Consider the following 14,708-nt stretch of genomic DNA (forward strand, 5'->3'; position numbering starts at 1 on the left):
ATAATAAATAACAAGTATATTAAATATCAAGCATATTAAGCATCAAGCATATTAAGCATCAAGCATACAAAACATCAAACATATTAAATATCAAGTATATTAAACATCAAACATATCGAACATCAAATATATGAAACGTGCAGATTACAGGATTACCTGTAGCCTGCACGTTTTTTATATGAAATTATTATACAGGAAATGAATATTTATAAATTCCTTGTTGACAAGAAAGTGGCATGGTGCTATTATACCAACAAAACCAGTATGTTAGTGAGTATAGACGGGAGACCCTATGAATAGAATGATGCATGCAGCGTGTTGTTTATCCAAAAGAGCAAGGAACATGACTATGGCCATGTCTCTGATGTGCTGCGATCATCTCTATTTTTTGTACTCCCATTCAGGCAAGTAAGGAATGCTTACTTACAGCATCCTTTTACCACTTACCAAAAACGGGAGCCTTAGGGAGCCTGTTTTTTTCTATATAAGGGAGGAATTATATGATTGAACTTAAGAATATATCTAAGGTCTTTGGAACCGGTGAGGGTCAGGTCCATGCGATTTCAGATGTATCTTTATCCGTTGATAAAGGAGAAATATTTGGAATTATCGGTTTTTCTGGAGCCGGAAAGTCCACTCTGGTACGGTGCATCAATTTATTAGAGGTGCCAACAAAGGGTACGGTGACAGTGGATTCCAAGGAGCTTACCGCTCTGTCCGCTAAAGAGCTTCGGACTGCCAGAAAAGGAATCGGAATGATATTTCAGCATTTTAATTTGATGCCCTCCAGAACGGTGTTTGGAAACGTGGCGTTTCCTCTAAAGGGAAGCAGCCTCAGCCGGGAGGATAAGGAAAAGAAGGTTCGGGAACTTTTACGTCTTGTAGATATCGAAGATAAAGAAAATGCCTATCCAAACCAGCTTTCCGGCGGACAAAAGCAAAGGGTAGCCATTGCAAGGGCACTGGCTAATGACCCTAAGGTCCTCTTGTGTGACGAAGCCACCAGTGCACTGGATCCTCAGACCACAAAAGCGATTCTACAGCTCTTGAAAAAGGTAAATAAGCAGCTGGGCATCACCGTTGTTGTCATTACCCATGAGATGGCTGTCATTAAGGAAATCTGCGGGCGGGTGGCAGTTATGGAGAGAGGAAAGGTTGTGGAGGAGGGAGAGGTATTTTCCATCTTTGCAAGTCCCAAGGAACCGGTTACCAGGGATTTTATCCGTACCACCTCTAATTTACAGAAGATCGAAGGTCTTTTGGCAGAGGATTCGCCTGTGACCAGATTAAAGCCGGGAGAGATGATCGTCCGTCTCTCTTATGTAGAAAAGAATGTTTCAGAGCCTTTAATCTCAACGGTTTCCAGAGCCTTTGACATTGACCTTAATATCATATTTTCCGATATAGAGATTGTTCAGGATGCTCCCATTGGAGGAACCGTAGCTATTATGAGCGGGGAACGGGAGCAGATTAATTTGGCAATGAATTATCTGGCTGAGAAAAATGTAGGAGTGGAGGTGATTAAAGATGCAGGATATACTACATAGTTTCATTCCAAACGTGATGGGAAAGCTTCCTACCTTTTATCAGGCCATTGGAGATACCCTTATTATGGCACTCTGGTCTGGCTCCATTTCCTTTGTCTTAGGCATGGTATTTGGTGTGACCATTACCGTGACAAGGCCGGGTGGAATACTGGCTAATAAAGGAATTCATCAGGTGCTTGATAAGGTGATTAATTTCTTCCGTTCCATTCCATTTATCATCCTGTTAACGGGAGTTATGCCGGTCTCCAGATTTATTATGGGGACGGCTATCGGGGTTGAGGGGGCTATCGTTCCTTTAGTTTTTGGAACGGTACCATTTTTTGCAAGACAGATTGAAAGCGCGCTGGCAGAAATTGATCATGGGCTCATAGAAGCAGCCCTTTCCATGGGGAAAAGTCCTATGGAAATCATTTTCAGTGTGTATTTAAGGGAGAGCATTGCAGGAATCGCCAGAGGAACTACCATAACAGCCATCAGCCTTCTTGGTCTTACAGCCATGGCAGGAGTCGTAGGAGCTGGGGGTCTTGGAGATTATGCCATACGATATGGCCATGACAGAAACCAGACGGACGTGACGTATGTGACCGTTTTGGTCCTGGTACTCATGGTAAGTGTTATTCAGATCATTGGTAACCGGGTTGTGAAGAAGAATACCCATTAAGGGCCTATATAAGGAGGTAGAACATGGAGCTTCAAAAAAGGAAAATCATCATTGCAGGTGCCGGTCATGTTGGTTCTCATGCGGGTTACGCTTTAATTTCTCAAGGGCTATGTGAAGAAATCGTATATATAGATGTCGATGAAAATAAGGCCAGGGCTCAGGCTATGGATCTGTTTGATTCCACTGTCTACTTGCAAAAACGATGTTTGGTCAGAGCTGGTAATTACACAGATGCAGCAGACGGAGATTTGTTTATTGTAGCCGCAGGCCCCTTGCCTGATATGAGTAAAGGCCAGACAAGAATGGATACCCTTCGGGATACCATAGCCATAATCAAAGATGTAGTGGAGGGCATACGGACCTCAGGGTTTCACGGGATTATCTTGAATATTTCAAATCCTGCGGATGTGGTGACTCACTACATTCAAAAAGCCCTTGATTATCCGGCAGAGAAAATCCTTTCCACCAGTACCACACTGGACAGCGCAAGGCTTAGAAGAGCGATTTCAGAGGTAGTAGGAGTGGATCAGAAATCCATACTGGCGTATGCCCTTGGGGAGCATGGGGAGAGTCAGATGGCAGCCTGGTCAGCGGTGACCATTGGAGGAAAGCCTTTGTTCCAGCTCATGGAGGAACAGCCAGAACGGTATGGAACACTGGATTTAAAATCCATAGCAGCAGAAGGAAAAGCTGGCGGCTGGCATATTTTAGCAGGAAAAGGGTCCACGGAATTTGGAATTGGGGCTGCCATTGCAGAGGTGGTAAGGGCAGTATTTGGTGATGAGAACCGGATTCTTCCCGTGTCCACACTGCTTACGGGACAGTATGGAGAAACTGGTGTTTATGCAAGCGTTCCATCCCTGTTAAACCGCCATGGAGTGGCAGATGTGATAGAACTGAACTTAACAGAAGAGGAACTGGAAGAATTTCATAAGTCCTGTCAGACCATGAAAGAGAATTTTGAGTTGGCACTGACTTTATAACAATAACAATGACAAAACAATGGAGGAAACAATTATGAAACTGAAAAAATGGATTACACTTACTTTATCTGCAGCTGCACTGACTCTTTCTTTAACGGCCTGCGGAGCAAAAGGAGCGGAAACGACCGCAGCAAAGGATTCCAGCACAGCAGAGACCAAAGAGGCAGAAACCACGGCCCAGGGGAGTTCACAGGCCGAGACAACCGACACAAAGGCAGAGCCTGTAACAATTAAGCTTGGAGTTGTTGGGAGTATTTATGAAGAGCTTTGGGCTCCGACAAAGGAAGCCCTGAAAAAGGAAGGAATCAATCTGGACATTGTACAGTTCTCCGATTATGTAACACCTAATAATGCACTGGCAAATGGTGAAATAGACTTAAATGCATTCCAGCACCGCATTTTCTTACAGAAAGAAATTGAGAGCAATGGCTATAAAATTGAGCCAATCGGAAACACCTTTATCATTCCCTTAAACCTTTATTCCAGCAAGGTAAAATCCGTATCTGAGATTAAGGATGGAGATACCGTAGCCATTCCAAATGATGTGACAAATGGCGGCCGTGCCTTAAAGGTGCTTGAATCTGCCGGACTTATTAAGATTAAGAAAGATGCCGGTTTTAGCCCTACTGTGGATGACATTGAAGAGTATACAGTAAAAATCAAAATCCAGGAGCTTGCAGCCAATACCATTCCATCTACATTAGCAGATGTGACAGCAGGAATTATCAATGGAAACTTTGCCCTTGATTTCGGCTTAAAGACGGATGAGGCTATCTTTAAGGATACCAGTCTTGAGGAAGAAAACTACTGGAATCTGATTGCAGCCCGTACAGAAGATCTTGCTGATCCTGAGAAAAAAGCGGTATATGAGAAAATTGTTAAAACGTTCCAGTCTGAAGAAACAGAGAAAATATTTAACGATACCTTTGGCGGCTATTTCATTAAGGCTGGCTGGGATCAGGATTTATTAAACAAATAAAAAGGATGGGGAAACAGTGAAGGACATAGAGAAAAATGAATTGGCTGATATCATTTCAGATGATACGCGCATTGCATTTGAACCATTGCAACCCAGGTTTTTAAGCGATAGTCTGGGGCGATTAAAGGGCAGGGCGGATGCTCTTGTCCTTCCTGTCTCTACAAAAGAAGTGAGCCAGATTCTAAGGTATGCGTGGGAGCATGAAATACCGGTGACTCCAAGAGGCGCAGGTACCAATCTGGTAGGTTCAACGGTACCAATGGAGGGTGGTATCATTCTTGATCTATCCAGAATGAACCAGATTCTTTCCCTTGATAAGGATACTCTAACTGCTGAGGTGGAGCCTGGAGTGCTTCTTAAGGACTTTCAGGCCTATGTGGAGGGAGAAGGATTTTTCTACCCGCCTGACCCGGGAGAAAAGGAATCCACGTTAGGGGGGAATATCAGTACCAATGCGGGAGGCATGAGGGCTGTAAAATATGGTGTGACCAGGGATTATGTCAGAGGACTGGAGCTGGTTTTAGCTGACGGCACTATACTCACTGTGGGGAGCAGGAATGTTAAGGATGCCAGCGGACTGTCCTTAAAGAACTTAATCATTGGTTCGGAAGGAACCCTTGCAGTCATCACCAAATGTATTTTAAAGCTCCTGCCAAAGCCGGAGACCTCTCTAAGCGTCCTGGTTCCATTTGGGAGTCTTTCCGTGGGGATTCGAAATGTACTATCCATTTTGAAGGCAAATGTCAATCCGACGGCAGTGGAATTCGTGGAACGAAAGGTCATAAGCCTGGGGGAGGAATTCTTAGGAATCCGATATCCAAGGCCGGATGCCGCTTCTTATATCCTTCTGACCTTTGATGGAAGAGAGGAAGAGGTAGAGGCTTCTGCTAATAGGGCGAAAGAGCTTGTAATGGCACAGGGAGCTATGGATTACATCTTTCTACGGAATAAGGAGCTTTCTGATGGAATCTGGAAGGTGAGGGGAGCGCTTGTAAAAGCAGTGGAAGCAGTTTCCCAGCAGGAGCCGGTGGATATTGTGGTGCCAATTGATAAAAGCAGTGAATTCATTGATTATGTCAACCAGCTGGAGCGGGAGAAAAACATGCAGATGATCTGCTTTGGTCATGCCGGGGATGGGAACATCCATCTTTGCCTGGTTCGGGGAGAACGGGATGAGGAAACGTGGAAAAGGGAGCTTAAGGAAAATATGAAGCTGGTCTATGAGAAGGCTTTTGAGCTTGGAGGTCTTACCTCTGGGGAGCATGGAATCGGGCTGTCAAAGCGTCCTTATTTTCTTTCCGGTACTTCCAGTGAAAATCTGGTGGTCATGAACCGGATCAAAGAAGCCCTTGATCCCAAAGGCATATTGAATTATGGGAAATCATACATAACAGGAGGCAAGGAACATGCAGAAACTGTCTGAACGGACGGCAGGATTTACGGATTCCGTCATTCGAAGGATGACCCGGATATCCAGTCAATACGGAGCGGTCAACTTATCCCAGGGATTCCCGGATTTTGAACCGCCAAAAGAAATCCTTAATCGCTTAAAGGAAGTGACAGAAGAAGATTTTCATCAGTATTCCATTACCTGGGGAGCACAGAATTTCAGGGAAGCACTGGCTGAGAAACAGTCCGGGCCAATGGGCCATGAGATAGATCCGGATAAGGAAATCGTAGTTACCTGCGGAAGCACAGAGGCCATGATGGCTGCCATGATGACCGTAGCAAATCCTGGAGATAAGGTCATTGTGTTTTCTCCGTTTTATGAAAATTATGGAGCAGATGCTTTGTTATCCGGAGCGGAGCCTATTTATGTACCGCTTCATCCGCCCTTGTTTCATTTTGACAGGGATGAGCTGGAGGCTGCATTTCAAAAACAGCCAAAGGCCCTGATTCTCTGCAATCCTTCCAATCCCTGCGGAAAGGTATTTACTTTAGAGGAGCTGACCTTCATTGCAGAGCTTGCCATCAAATATGATGTTTATGTGATTGCAGATGAGGTGTATGAGCACATTGTTTATGAGCCTCACAGTCATACTTATATTGCCTCCCTTCCAGGCATGTGGGAGCGGACCATTTCCTGCAGCTCCTTATCTAAAACTTATTCCATCACAGGATGGCGGCTGGGGTATATCATTGCATCTCCTGAGATCATTGATGTGGCGAGAAAGGTTCATGATTTCCTTACGGTAGGAGCGGCAGCCCCACTACAGGAGGCTGTAATTCCTGGGTTAAAGTTCGGACCGGATTATTATGAAAGCCTGCGTCTGAAGTATACAAAGAAGAGGGAGCTGTTTCTCAAAGGGCTTGATGACATTGGGCTGGTTCATACGGTGCCGGAAGGAGCATATTATGTGCTCATGGACATCGGAGAGTTTCATTATGACAGCGATCTGGAGTTTTGCGAAGTCCTGGCCAAGGAAGTGGGAGTCGGTGCTGTTCCGGGTTCCAGCTTTTTTAAGGAGCCAGTGAACCATTTGATCCGGTTCCATTTTGCAAAAAAAGATGCTACGTTAAAGGAGGCTCTTGACCGGCTTTCCCAGATTAGAAAAAAGATGCCTGCTGGCAGCAGGTAATGATTCATATAGCAAAAAGGGCTAAGATCCGGATTCTGGATTTTGGCCCTTCTTTTCTGCGACTCCCCATGATTACCATTGACAAACGGAAAAAGAGCCATATAATAGTTGTAGGTGCAATTGTTGCACGTGCAACTAAAAAATAACAACGTGGAGAAACTAACATGAACAATCTGCTGCTTTACGCGAAAAAGTACAAAAGAGAATTTATTCTGGCAGTTATCTGCATCCAGGCGGAGACCATTTTTGAACTGGTCATCCCCATGGTCATGGCCGACATCATCGATGTGGGTGTGGCAAATGGTGATAAGCACTACATACTGGTCAAAGGGCTCCAGATGGTGGCATTTGCCGTGATTTCCCTGATTCTAGGTCATGCCTGCGCCCGGTATACGGCTCGCTGCGGAAGCGGAATCGGCGCCCAGATCCGAATGGCGGAATTTCAAAAAATGCAGACCTATTCCTTTGCCAATACGGACCGTTTCAGCACGCCTTCTCTAGTCACAAGGCTGACCAGTGATATTACAGCCATTCAAAATTCCATTACCAATGGAATGAGGCCGGGATTTCGTTCTCCTGTGATGATGATAACAGCCATGGTGGTCTCTTTTCGCATAAATCCCAGGCTGGCTCTTGTATTCTTTCTGGCCGCTCCAACTCTGGCCATCATCCTTTTCTTTATTATAAAAAATGTAAGACCTCTTTACGGCAAAATGCAGGGCGCCATGGATATGGTAAACCGGATCATTCAGGAGAATCTTACAGCCATTCGAGTGGTTAAGGCATATGTAAGAGGCGACCACGAGATCGAGAAGTTCCAGGAGGTAAATAAAAGCCTTCAATGCTCGTCGGAACGGTCCTTTACCCTGGCATCTTTAAATATGCCTGCCATGCAGTATGTGATGTATGGAACCATTTTAAGCATTTTATGGTTTGGCGGGAACATGGTCATCCTAGGAGATATGAAGGTAGGAGCCCTTACCAGCTTTTTAAGCTACGTGCTACAGGTCTTAAATTCCCTTATGATGTTTTCTAATGTGTTTCTTTTGTTTACCCGTTCCCTGACCTCATGGAAGCGCATCTCTGAGGTTCTTGATGAAGAGCCGGCCATTAATGATGATCGGGCGACAGACGTTACCATAGAAAAGGGTTCCATTCGATTTGATCATGTGTATTTTAAATACAAGGATACGGCCAAGGAATACGTGTTATCCGATATCTCTTTTCAGATAGAGCCGGGGCAGACCATAGGTATCATTGGGCAGACAGGTGCGGCAAAAAGCACTTTGGTTCAACTGATTCCAAGGCTTTATGAAGCTACCTCAGGAAACATTTATATTGATGATCACCCCATTTATGAATATACTCAGGAGCATTTAAGGGATTCCATTGCCATGGTGCTTCAAAAGAATACTTTATTTTCCGGCACGGTAAGAGAAAATCTTTACTGGGGAAAGGAACATGCAACGGACGAAGAACTGGACCGTGCAGTGAGAATCTCCTGTGTGGATGAATTCCTGGACCGTCTTGAACATGGATATGAGACAGAGCTTGGACAGGGCGGAGTCAATGTATCGGGCGGACAAAAGCAGAGATTATGCATTGCCAGAGCCATTTTAAAGGAACCGAAGGTATTGATTCTTGACGATTCCACAAGCGCACTTGATACAGCAACAGAGGCTAAGATAAAAGAGGGTCTGGAAAAGGAGCTTCCTGGCATGACAAAGATTATGATCAGCCAGAGAATTTCTTCTGTAATGAATGCAGATCAGATCATCATCCTGGACGATGGCAGAATCAATGGAATCGGAACTCACGATAAGCTTCTGAAAGAAAATGAAATATATCAGGATATCTTTTATTCCCAGCAGAAAGGAGGGAACCAGGCCGAATGAAACCAGTAGGAAGAGCAAAACCAAAGGACGCAAAAAAAGCACTCATTCACTTATTAACATACATCGGGCATCACAAACGCTCCATGGCAGTAATTGCCATGCTGGTATGTATCAGTGCAGTTTCAAGCATTGCGGGAACGTATCTGTTAAAGCCGGTAATCAACGATTATATCGTACCTGGAGACATACCGGGACTTATCCGTATGATCACATTTATGGGACTCATCTATCTGTTTGGGGCCACCTCCTGTCTCCTTTATAACCGGATGATGGTCCGTGTTTCCCAACGGGTGGTGGGAGAAATCCGAATGGATTTATTCCGAAAGACCCAGAAGCTGCCTCTTAAATATTTTGATACCCATACCCATGGGGAGTTAATGAGCCATTTTACAAATGATGTAGATACCATTTCAGAGGCCTTAAATAACAGCTTTACCCTGCTGATCCAAAGCTTTATTACATCGGTGGGAACTGTTATTATGCTGATTGTGCTGGATGTCAGGCTTTCTCTCATCGTAATAGTCTTTCTTCTTATCATGCTGATCTATATCCGGCACAATGGGATACTGAGCAAGAAATATTTCACCCAGCAGCAGAAAAACCTGGGTAACATCAATGGTTTTATCGAGGAAATGGTAGAAGGTCAGAAGGTGGAGAAGGTATTCTGCCATGAGAAACAGGATTTTGAAAAATTCTGTGAGTTTAACGAAAAGCTTCGGATTTCCTCTACCATGGCTACCACCTATACTGGGATTACAGTGCCGACCATTGTTTCTCTTTCCTATATTAACTATGCGGTATCCGCCTGTATCGGAGGTCTCTTTGCTTTATCGGGACTTATTAATATCGGAACACTTGCCTCTTATCTTGTTTATGTAAGACAGAGCGCTATGCCAATGAATCAGTTTACCAATCAGATTAATTTTCTCATGGTAGCCCTGGCAAGTGCGGAAAAGATATTTGATATGATGGAAACAGAGCCAGAGGTTGATGAAGGCAGGGTAACATTAAAACGGGTCATGGAACGGGAAGATGGAAGTCTTTCAGAGACAGATAACTATACCGGACATTTTGCCTGGAAGGTCCCTGGGGAAAATGGGGAATATCAATTAATTTCCTTAAAGGGAGACGTCCGTTTCCACGATGTGGTATTTGGGTATAATAAGGACCATGCCATATTAAATGGAATCAGCCTTTATGCAAAGCCAGGTCAGAAAATTGCATTTGTGGGTTCCACTGGTGCCGGTAAAACAACCATCATCAATCTGGTGAACCGTTTCTATGAAATTGACAGAGGAACCATTACCTACGATGGAATTGATATCAGAGATATAAAGAAGGATGATTTAAGGCGTTCCATTTCCCTGGTCATTCAGGACACTCATTTGTTCACAGGGACCATTGCGGACAACATTCGTTACGGAAGGCTGAATGCACCCGAAGAGGATGTGCTGGAGGCCGCTAGAATCGCCAATGCAGATTCCTTTATAAGACGTCTGCCAAATGGATACGATACGCTTTTGGAGAGCGACGGAAGGAATTTATCCCAGGGACAAAGACAGCTGATTGCCATTGCAAGGGCTGCTATCTCACAGCCGCCTGTTCTTGTTTTAGATGAAGCCACCAGCTCCATTGACACCAGGACAGAGAAGCTGATTGAAAAGGGAATGGACGCTCTTATGAAAGACCGGACGGTGTTTGTAATCGCCCATCGTCTTTCCACCGTAAGAAATTCAAAAGCCATTCTTGTTCTGGAACAGGGAGAAATTATTGAGCGTGGTAGCCATGAAGAGTTGCTGGAACAGCAGGGAAAGTATTATAATCTTCATATGGGACATTTTGAACTGGAATAAATGAAGAAACAAAGGAAGCCGAAAAAGGAGGCAATGGATGGGAAATCATTATATCAGAGAGCTGATGGCACGAGGGGAAAGAGCGAGAAAGCAAATATTTTCACCGCTTTTATCTGAGTTCGGACTAACGCCGGGACAGGGGCAGGCCAGGATTTTATATTATCTGCTTTTAAAGGATCATGTCACGCAAAAGGAGCTGGCAGACAACTGCCATTTTGAAGTGACCACCATGTCAAGGAACTTAGATAAGCTGGAGAAGCTTGGTCTTCTTATCAGACAGAACAACCCGGACTGCAGACGCTCATTTCTCATCTGCCTGACCGATAAAGGAATTGCTGAGGCAAAAGAGATTAAAAAGGTGTTTGAGCAGTTTGAACAAATTGTGAGTGACGGAATAACAAAAGAAGAGCTTGAAGTTTTTTTAAAGGTCATGACACGTATGTGTGATAATATGGAGTCCTATAACCAGAAGGAAAAATAGGGCGTTCTGTACACAGGATACATTGACATAAGACACTGGAGACTGATATAATTTTATTATGAAAAACTTGGGTCTTATAATAAGGAGTGCTTATGACATTACAGGAAAAAAATGAAGTTTTACGAGCTTATATAAAAGAAATGGGAAGCCTTGCGGTGGCTTTTTCCTCAGGCGTGGATTCCACCTTTCTTTTAAAGACCGCTCATGAGGTGCTGGGGGATCAGGTCATTGCTGTGACTGCCCGTTCCTGCTCCTTTCCGGAGCGTGAACTTCGGGAAGCAATGGAATTTTGCAAGGAGGAAGGAATCCGGCATTTTATCGTTGATAGTGAAGAACTGGATATTGAAGGCTTTGAAAGCAATCCGAAGAACCGCTGCTATTTATGCAAGCACGAACTTTTTGAAAAGATCGCCGTGATTGCAAAGGAGCAGGGAATCGAGGAAATCGCAGAAGGTTCTAACATGGACGACAACGGGGATTACCGTCCTGGTCTTATAGCCGTGGCTGAGTTAAATATCAAAAGCCCCTTACGGCATGCCCAGCTATCGAAAGCGGATATCAGGGAGTTATCGAAGGAAATGGAATTAAAGACCTGGGACAAACAGTCCTTTGCTTGTCTTTCCAGCCGTTTTGTCTATGGGGAGACTATTTCAAGAGAAAAGCTTTCCATGGTTGATAGGGCAGAACAGCGCCTTCTTGATATGGGCTTTTATCAGGTAAGAGTTAGAATTCATGGAACCATTGCAAGAATTGAAGTTCTTCCCACTCAGCTTGAGAAGCTTGTGGCAAGAAGGGAAGAGTTTACTCCATATTTTCACGAGCTTGGGTTTTCCTATATAGCCATGGATTTAGACGGATATCGGACGGGCAGCATGAATGCTACGCTTGATGAGGCGGTTGTATCATAAGCTATCTTAGTATTTGGCAGAAGCAACAGGCAGAAAATCTTAAGCTTCATACGAATCGGTAGGAAAAATCCAACGTTTCGTGGCGGCAGTTTGGTGATATCAGAGTGTAAGGCTTTTGCATTCAGATTTTTATAAGATGCATACAATATACATCGCTTCTGTATGAAAAAAGGTGCTTTGAGCGTGGCTTTCCAAGACCAGTCAAAGCGCCTTTTTGCTTTAAAGTTAGTAATTTATCTCAGTTCCTGGCATACTGTATTGGAACGAAAAGCCCATTGCTTTTTCCTGGTTTTTCTGTTATATTAGTTTGTTAAACAATCAGGGTGTGTCTGAAAACTCATTGCACCAATCTGCACGTCCCACTTCGCAGCATATTTGGTCCAAATTCAGTTGGCGTAGCCCACTACGCCGCCTTCATCTGGGCCAAATCTCCCACAAAGTGTAACGCACATCTTGATACAAGGAGCTTTCAGACACGCCCTGGTGGAAAGGATTTGGAAATGTTTTTATATCAGAATATAAATGACCACGTACGGATCCTGGGATACAGAGGCTTTGATGGTTTCATCCGAGTGCCGGAACAGATTGGAGGCCGGCCAGTGACCGAGCTTTCAGCCTATGCATTTTCCGGCGGCTGGGGAAGGGAAGAGATGCTTTCGTCGCTGGAGGAAGAAATCCTTCTTTGTGACGAAGAGGGAAACCCCATTTTGACAGATAAAAAGGACCTTCCACCAGCCATAAGCCTGGAAGGACTGAAAGAAATATATTTGCCGGAGACAATTGAAAAAATCGGCAATTACTCATTTTATAACTGTTTTGAGCTGACTCGCTTAACATGCAGTGCCGCCATTTTAGACTTAGGCTCCGGGCTCTTTACCGGTTGTTCGGGAATGCGTTATCTTGATATCCATCTGGTAGACGGAAAGCGTTCCTGCTTAAAGGAAATTCTATCAGAATTAAGACAGTTACTTTATGTAAATTATTACACCAGCCAGGGCAATGCCAGACTTGTTTTTCCTGAAATGTATGAAGAATCGGTGGAGCACACTCCCGCCCGTATTATCATTCGGGAAATGCATGGCTGTGGCCATATGTACCGTTACTGCTTTGACCAGACCGGTTTTCAGTTTCATAAATACGATGCCCTGTTCCCTCACCTTTTGGTACAGGAATCAGAACGGGTCATCGGAGAGCTGGTCATAAACCGGCTTTACACCCCCATGAATCTTCTGTATCATGACAGAATGGTGTACGAAGCTTATTTATTGGAGCACATAGAAGAAATATCAAAGCTTGCAATAGAAGATGAGACCATGTTCCTCTGGCTTATGGAGGAATATGCAAAAAACCAGGATAAATTTGATTTCATTGTTGAAATAGTATCAAGGGAAGATAAGCCAGAGCTTTTAAGTCATTTAATGGACTTAAGGCGTCATCGGTTCCCCGTAAAAAAACGGGTATTTTCCCTGTAACAAAATAAGGAAAGGTTGGTGAACCGTATGATCGATCCCGTAAGACAAAGACAGCTTGACGAGCTTGAAGAGGTAGAGATAGGGCACGGCATTCTGATGAATGCCAGAAATGAGCTGTATATAAATTTCCGCTATCTCGATGTTGCCTTAAGCAGCTTTGTATTTGAGGCGGATAGAAAGGGCAATGTGCTCTCTACGGACGGCTTTGTCATTTATTACCAGCCAGATCTTTTATTCTCCATGTACAAAAGCAGCCGGATTTTAGTGAACCGGGCGTACTTACACATGTTGTTCCACTGCCTGTTTAACCATTTAAATGGGAAAGGAAACAGGGATAAAATACTCTGGGACGTGGCCTGCGACATCGCCATTGAATCCATCTTAGACAGCTTTTATGTAAAGCCTGTTTACCGCCATCAGTCCCCTTACCGGAGAGAAATCTACGGAAGAATTACCGCCAGGCGAAAGGTATTTACCGCCGAAGGAATTTATAAGGACTTAACGGAAATGAATCTGACCCAGGAAGAGCTGCTCCGAATGGCTGGAGAATTTTACGTAGACAGCCACGACCGTTGGGATGAGGAGGAAGACCCCAGAGTCAGTACACAGCGGCAGAACCAGTGGCAGGAAATGCGGGAAAAAATGGAGACGGAAATGGAGTCCTTCGGCGAGGAGAACGCCCAGTCCGGCAAAGATTTACTGGAACAGATTAAAGCAGAAAACAGGGAACGGTACGATTACAAACGGTTCTTAAAAAAGTTCGCAGTACTGCGGGAAGAAGCAGAAGTCGATCCCGATTCCTTTGATCCCATATTTTACACCTATGGGATGACGCTTTATGAAAATATGCCATTAATTGAACCCCTTGAAACAAGAGAGGTTTTTAAAATAGAAGATTTTGTAATAGCCATAGATACCTCCATGTCAGTGTCAGGAGATTTGGTAAAACGATTTTTAGAGGAGACCTACGGAATGCTTTCAGAATCAGAAAGCTATTTTAGAAAGGTCAATATCCACATTATTCAGTGTGATGAAGAGATCCGCTCCGATATAACCATAACAAACCGGGAAGAAATGGAAGATTATATGGAACATTTCACCATAAGCGGGTTTGGAGGAACAGATTTTCGTCCAGCCTTTGAATATGTTAACGGCCTTTTAAACAAAGGAGTATTTAAAAAGCTCCGGGGCCTTCTTTATTTTACCGATGGAAAAGGAATTTATCCCGTCTCCATGCCGCCCTACGATACAGCCTTTGTGTTTATGGAAGGACAGTATGAGGACATCTCTGTGCCCGGCTGGGCCATGAAGGTAATACTGACGGAGGAAGATTTAAATCTTTCATAACAG

Annotated in this window: 12 protein-coding genes and 1 pseudogene; 12 read left to right on the forward strand and 1 reads right to left on the reverse strand. The window is 44.2% G+C overall.

Translation table 11 applies throughout. The features are described 5' to 3' along the window. Positions 1–500 precede the first annotated feature (500 nt). The 10 genes from T546_RS0106765 (at position 501) to larE (ending at position 11,886) form a co-directional block, all read left to right on the forward strand. Positions 501–1,547: a methionine ABC transporter ATP-binding protein gene (locus T546_RS0106765; protein ID WP_026890967.1), complete on the forward strand. Its 1,047-nt coding sequence runs from the start codon at positions 501–503 to the stop codon at positions 1,545–1,547. Then, the gene (locus T546_RS0106770) at positions 1,528–2,208 is read left to right on the forward strand and encodes a methionine ABC transporter permease (RefSeq protein WP_026890968.1); all 681 of its coding nucleotides are present in this window, start codon (positions 1,528–1,530) and stop codon (positions 2,206–2,208) included. The genes T546_RS0106765 and T546_RS0106770 overlap by 20 nt, the downstream gene beginning before the upstream one ends. A gap of 23 nt (positions 2,209–2,231) precedes the next feature. Further along, positions 2,232–3,191 carry an L-lactate dehydrogenase gene (locus tag T546_RS0106775; RefSeq protein WP_026890969.1) on the forward strand — a complete coding sequence of 320 codons (960 nt, stop codon included), beginning with the start codon at positions 2,232–2,234 and terminating at the stop codon, positions 3,189–3,191. A gap of 34 nt (positions 3,192–3,225) precedes the next feature. Further along, positions 3,226–4,170 carry a MetQ/NlpA family ABC transporter substrate-binding protein gene (locus T546_RS0106780; protein ID WP_051629642.1) on the forward strand — a complete coding sequence of 315 codons (945 nt, stop codon included), beginning with the start codon at positions 3,226–3,228 and terminating at the stop codon, positions 4,168–4,170. Between the two features lie 16 nt (positions 4,171–4,186). After that, positions 4,187–5,593 carry an FAD-binding oxidoreductase gene (locus T546_RS22970; protein WP_051629644.1) on the forward strand — a complete coding sequence of 469 codons (1,407 nt, stop codon included), beginning with the start codon at positions 4,187–4,189 and terminating at the stop codon, positions 5,591–5,593. Next, positions 5,577–6,749 (forward strand): pyridoxal phosphate-dependent aminotransferase, encoded by a 1,173-nt coding sequence (locus T546_RS0106790; RefSeq protein ID WP_026890971.1) that lies wholly within the window; start codon positions 5,577–5,579, stop codon positions 6,747–6,749. Before T546_RS22970 ends, T546_RS0106790 begins: the two co-directional genes overlap by 17 nt. Before the next feature lie 164 nt (positions 6,750–6,913). Beyond that, positions 6,914–8,644 (forward strand): ABC transporter ATP-binding protein, encoded by a 1,731-nt coding sequence (locus tag T546_RS0106800; RefSeq protein ID WP_026890972.1) that lies wholly within the window; start codon positions 6,914–6,916, stop codon positions 8,642–8,644. Next, positions 8,641–10,497, forward strand: a complete 1,857-nt coding sequence (locus T546_RS0106805; RefSeq protein ID WP_026890973.1) for an ABC transporter ATP-binding protein — start codon at positions 8,641–8,643, stop codon at positions 10,495–10,497. Before T546_RS0106800 ends, T546_RS0106805 begins: the two co-directional genes overlap by 4 nt. A gap of 37 nt (positions 10,498–10,534) precedes the next feature. After that, on the forward strand, positions 10,535–10,978 hold the full coding sequence (locus T546_RS0106810; RefSeq protein ID WP_026890974.1) for a MarR family winged helix-turn-helix transcriptional regulator: 444 nt from the start codon (positions 10,535–10,537) through the stop codon (positions 10,976–10,978). A gap of 92 nt (positions 10,979–11,070) precedes the next feature. Continuing rightward, positions 11,071–11,886 (forward strand): ATP-dependent sacrificial sulfur transferase LarE, encoded by an 816-nt coding sequence (gene larE / locus T546_RS0106815; RefSeq protein ID WP_026890975.1) that lies wholly within the window; start codon positions 11,071–11,073, stop codon positions 11,884–11,886. 302 nt (positions 11,887–12,188) lie between these two features. On the opposite strand, the pseudogene T546_RS26315 reads toward larE, so the two are convergent. Next, a pseudogene (locus tag T546_RS26315) lies at positions 12,189–12,338 on the reverse strand (DUF6783 domain-containing protein). 48 nt (positions 12,339–12,386) lie between these two features. Between T546_RS26315 and T546_RS0106820 the strand changes: the two are divergent. Together T546_RS0106820 and T546_RS0106825 are read left to right on the forward strand one after the other, a co-directional pair. Then, positions 12,387–13,358: a leucine-rich repeat protein gene (locus T546_RS0106820; RefSeq protein ID WP_026890976.1), complete on the forward strand. Its 972-nt coding sequence runs from the start codon at positions 12,387–12,389 to the stop codon at positions 13,356–13,358. A gap of 27 nt (positions 13,359–13,385) precedes the next feature. Next, a complete protein-coding gene (locus T546_RS0106825; protein ID WP_026890977.1) occupies positions 13,386–14,705 on the forward strand; it encodes a vWA domain-containing protein in 1,320 nt (439 codons plus the stop codon). Positions 14,706–14,708: the final 3 nt, after the last annotated feature.

The organism is [Clostridium] aerotolerans DSM 5434, from assembly GCF_000687555.1.
GTDB classification, from domain to species: Bacteria; Bacillota; Clostridia; order Lachnospirales; family Lachnospiraceae; genus Lacrimispora; species Lacrimispora aerotolerans.

Excerpts from the sequence above, each read along its gene's own strand:
- T546_RS0106765 (WP_026890967.1), top strand. The coding sequence starts at position 501 with ATGATTGAACTTAAGAATATATCTAAGGTCTTTGGAACCGGTGAGGGT.
- T546_RS0106770 (WP_026890968.1), top strand. The coding sequence starts at position 1,528 with ATGCAGGATATACTACATAGTTTCATTCCAAACGTGATGGGAAAGCTT.
- T546_RS0106775 (WP_026890969.1), top strand. The coding sequence starts at position 2,232 with ATGGAGCTTCAAAAAAGGAAAATCATCATTGCAGGTGCCGGTCATGTT.
- T546_RS0106780 (WP_051629642.1), top strand. The coding sequence starts at position 3,226 with ATGAAACTGAAAAAATGGATTACACTTACTTTATCTGCAGCTGCACTG.
- T546_RS0106790 (WP_026890971.1), top strand. The coding sequence starts at position 5,577 with ATGCAGAAACTGTCTGAACGGACGGCAGGATTTACGGATTCCGTCATT.
- T546_RS0106800 (WP_026890972.1), top strand. The coding sequence starts at position 6,914 with ATGAACAATCTGCTGCTTTACGCGAAAAAGTACAAAAGAGAATTTATT.
- T546_RS0106805 (WP_026890973.1), top strand. The coding sequence starts at position 8,641 with ATGAAACCAGTAGGAAGAGCAAAACCAAAGGACGCAAAAAAAGCACTC.
- T546_RS0106810 (WP_026890974.1), top strand. The coding sequence starts at position 10,535 with ATGGGAAATCATTATATCAGAGAGCTGATGGCACGAGGGGAAAGAGCG.
- larE (WP_026890975.1), top strand. The coding sequence starts at position 11,071 with ATGACATTACAGGAAAAAAATGAAGTTTTACGAGCTTATATAAAAGAA.
- T546_RS0106820 (WP_026890976.1), top strand. The coding sequence starts at position 12,387 with ATGTTTTTATATCAGAATATAAATGACCACGTACGGATCCTGGGATAC.
- T546_RS0106825 (WP_026890977.1), top strand. The coding sequence starts at position 13,386 with ATGATCGATCCCGTAAGACAAAGACAGCTTGACGAGCTTGAAGAGGTA.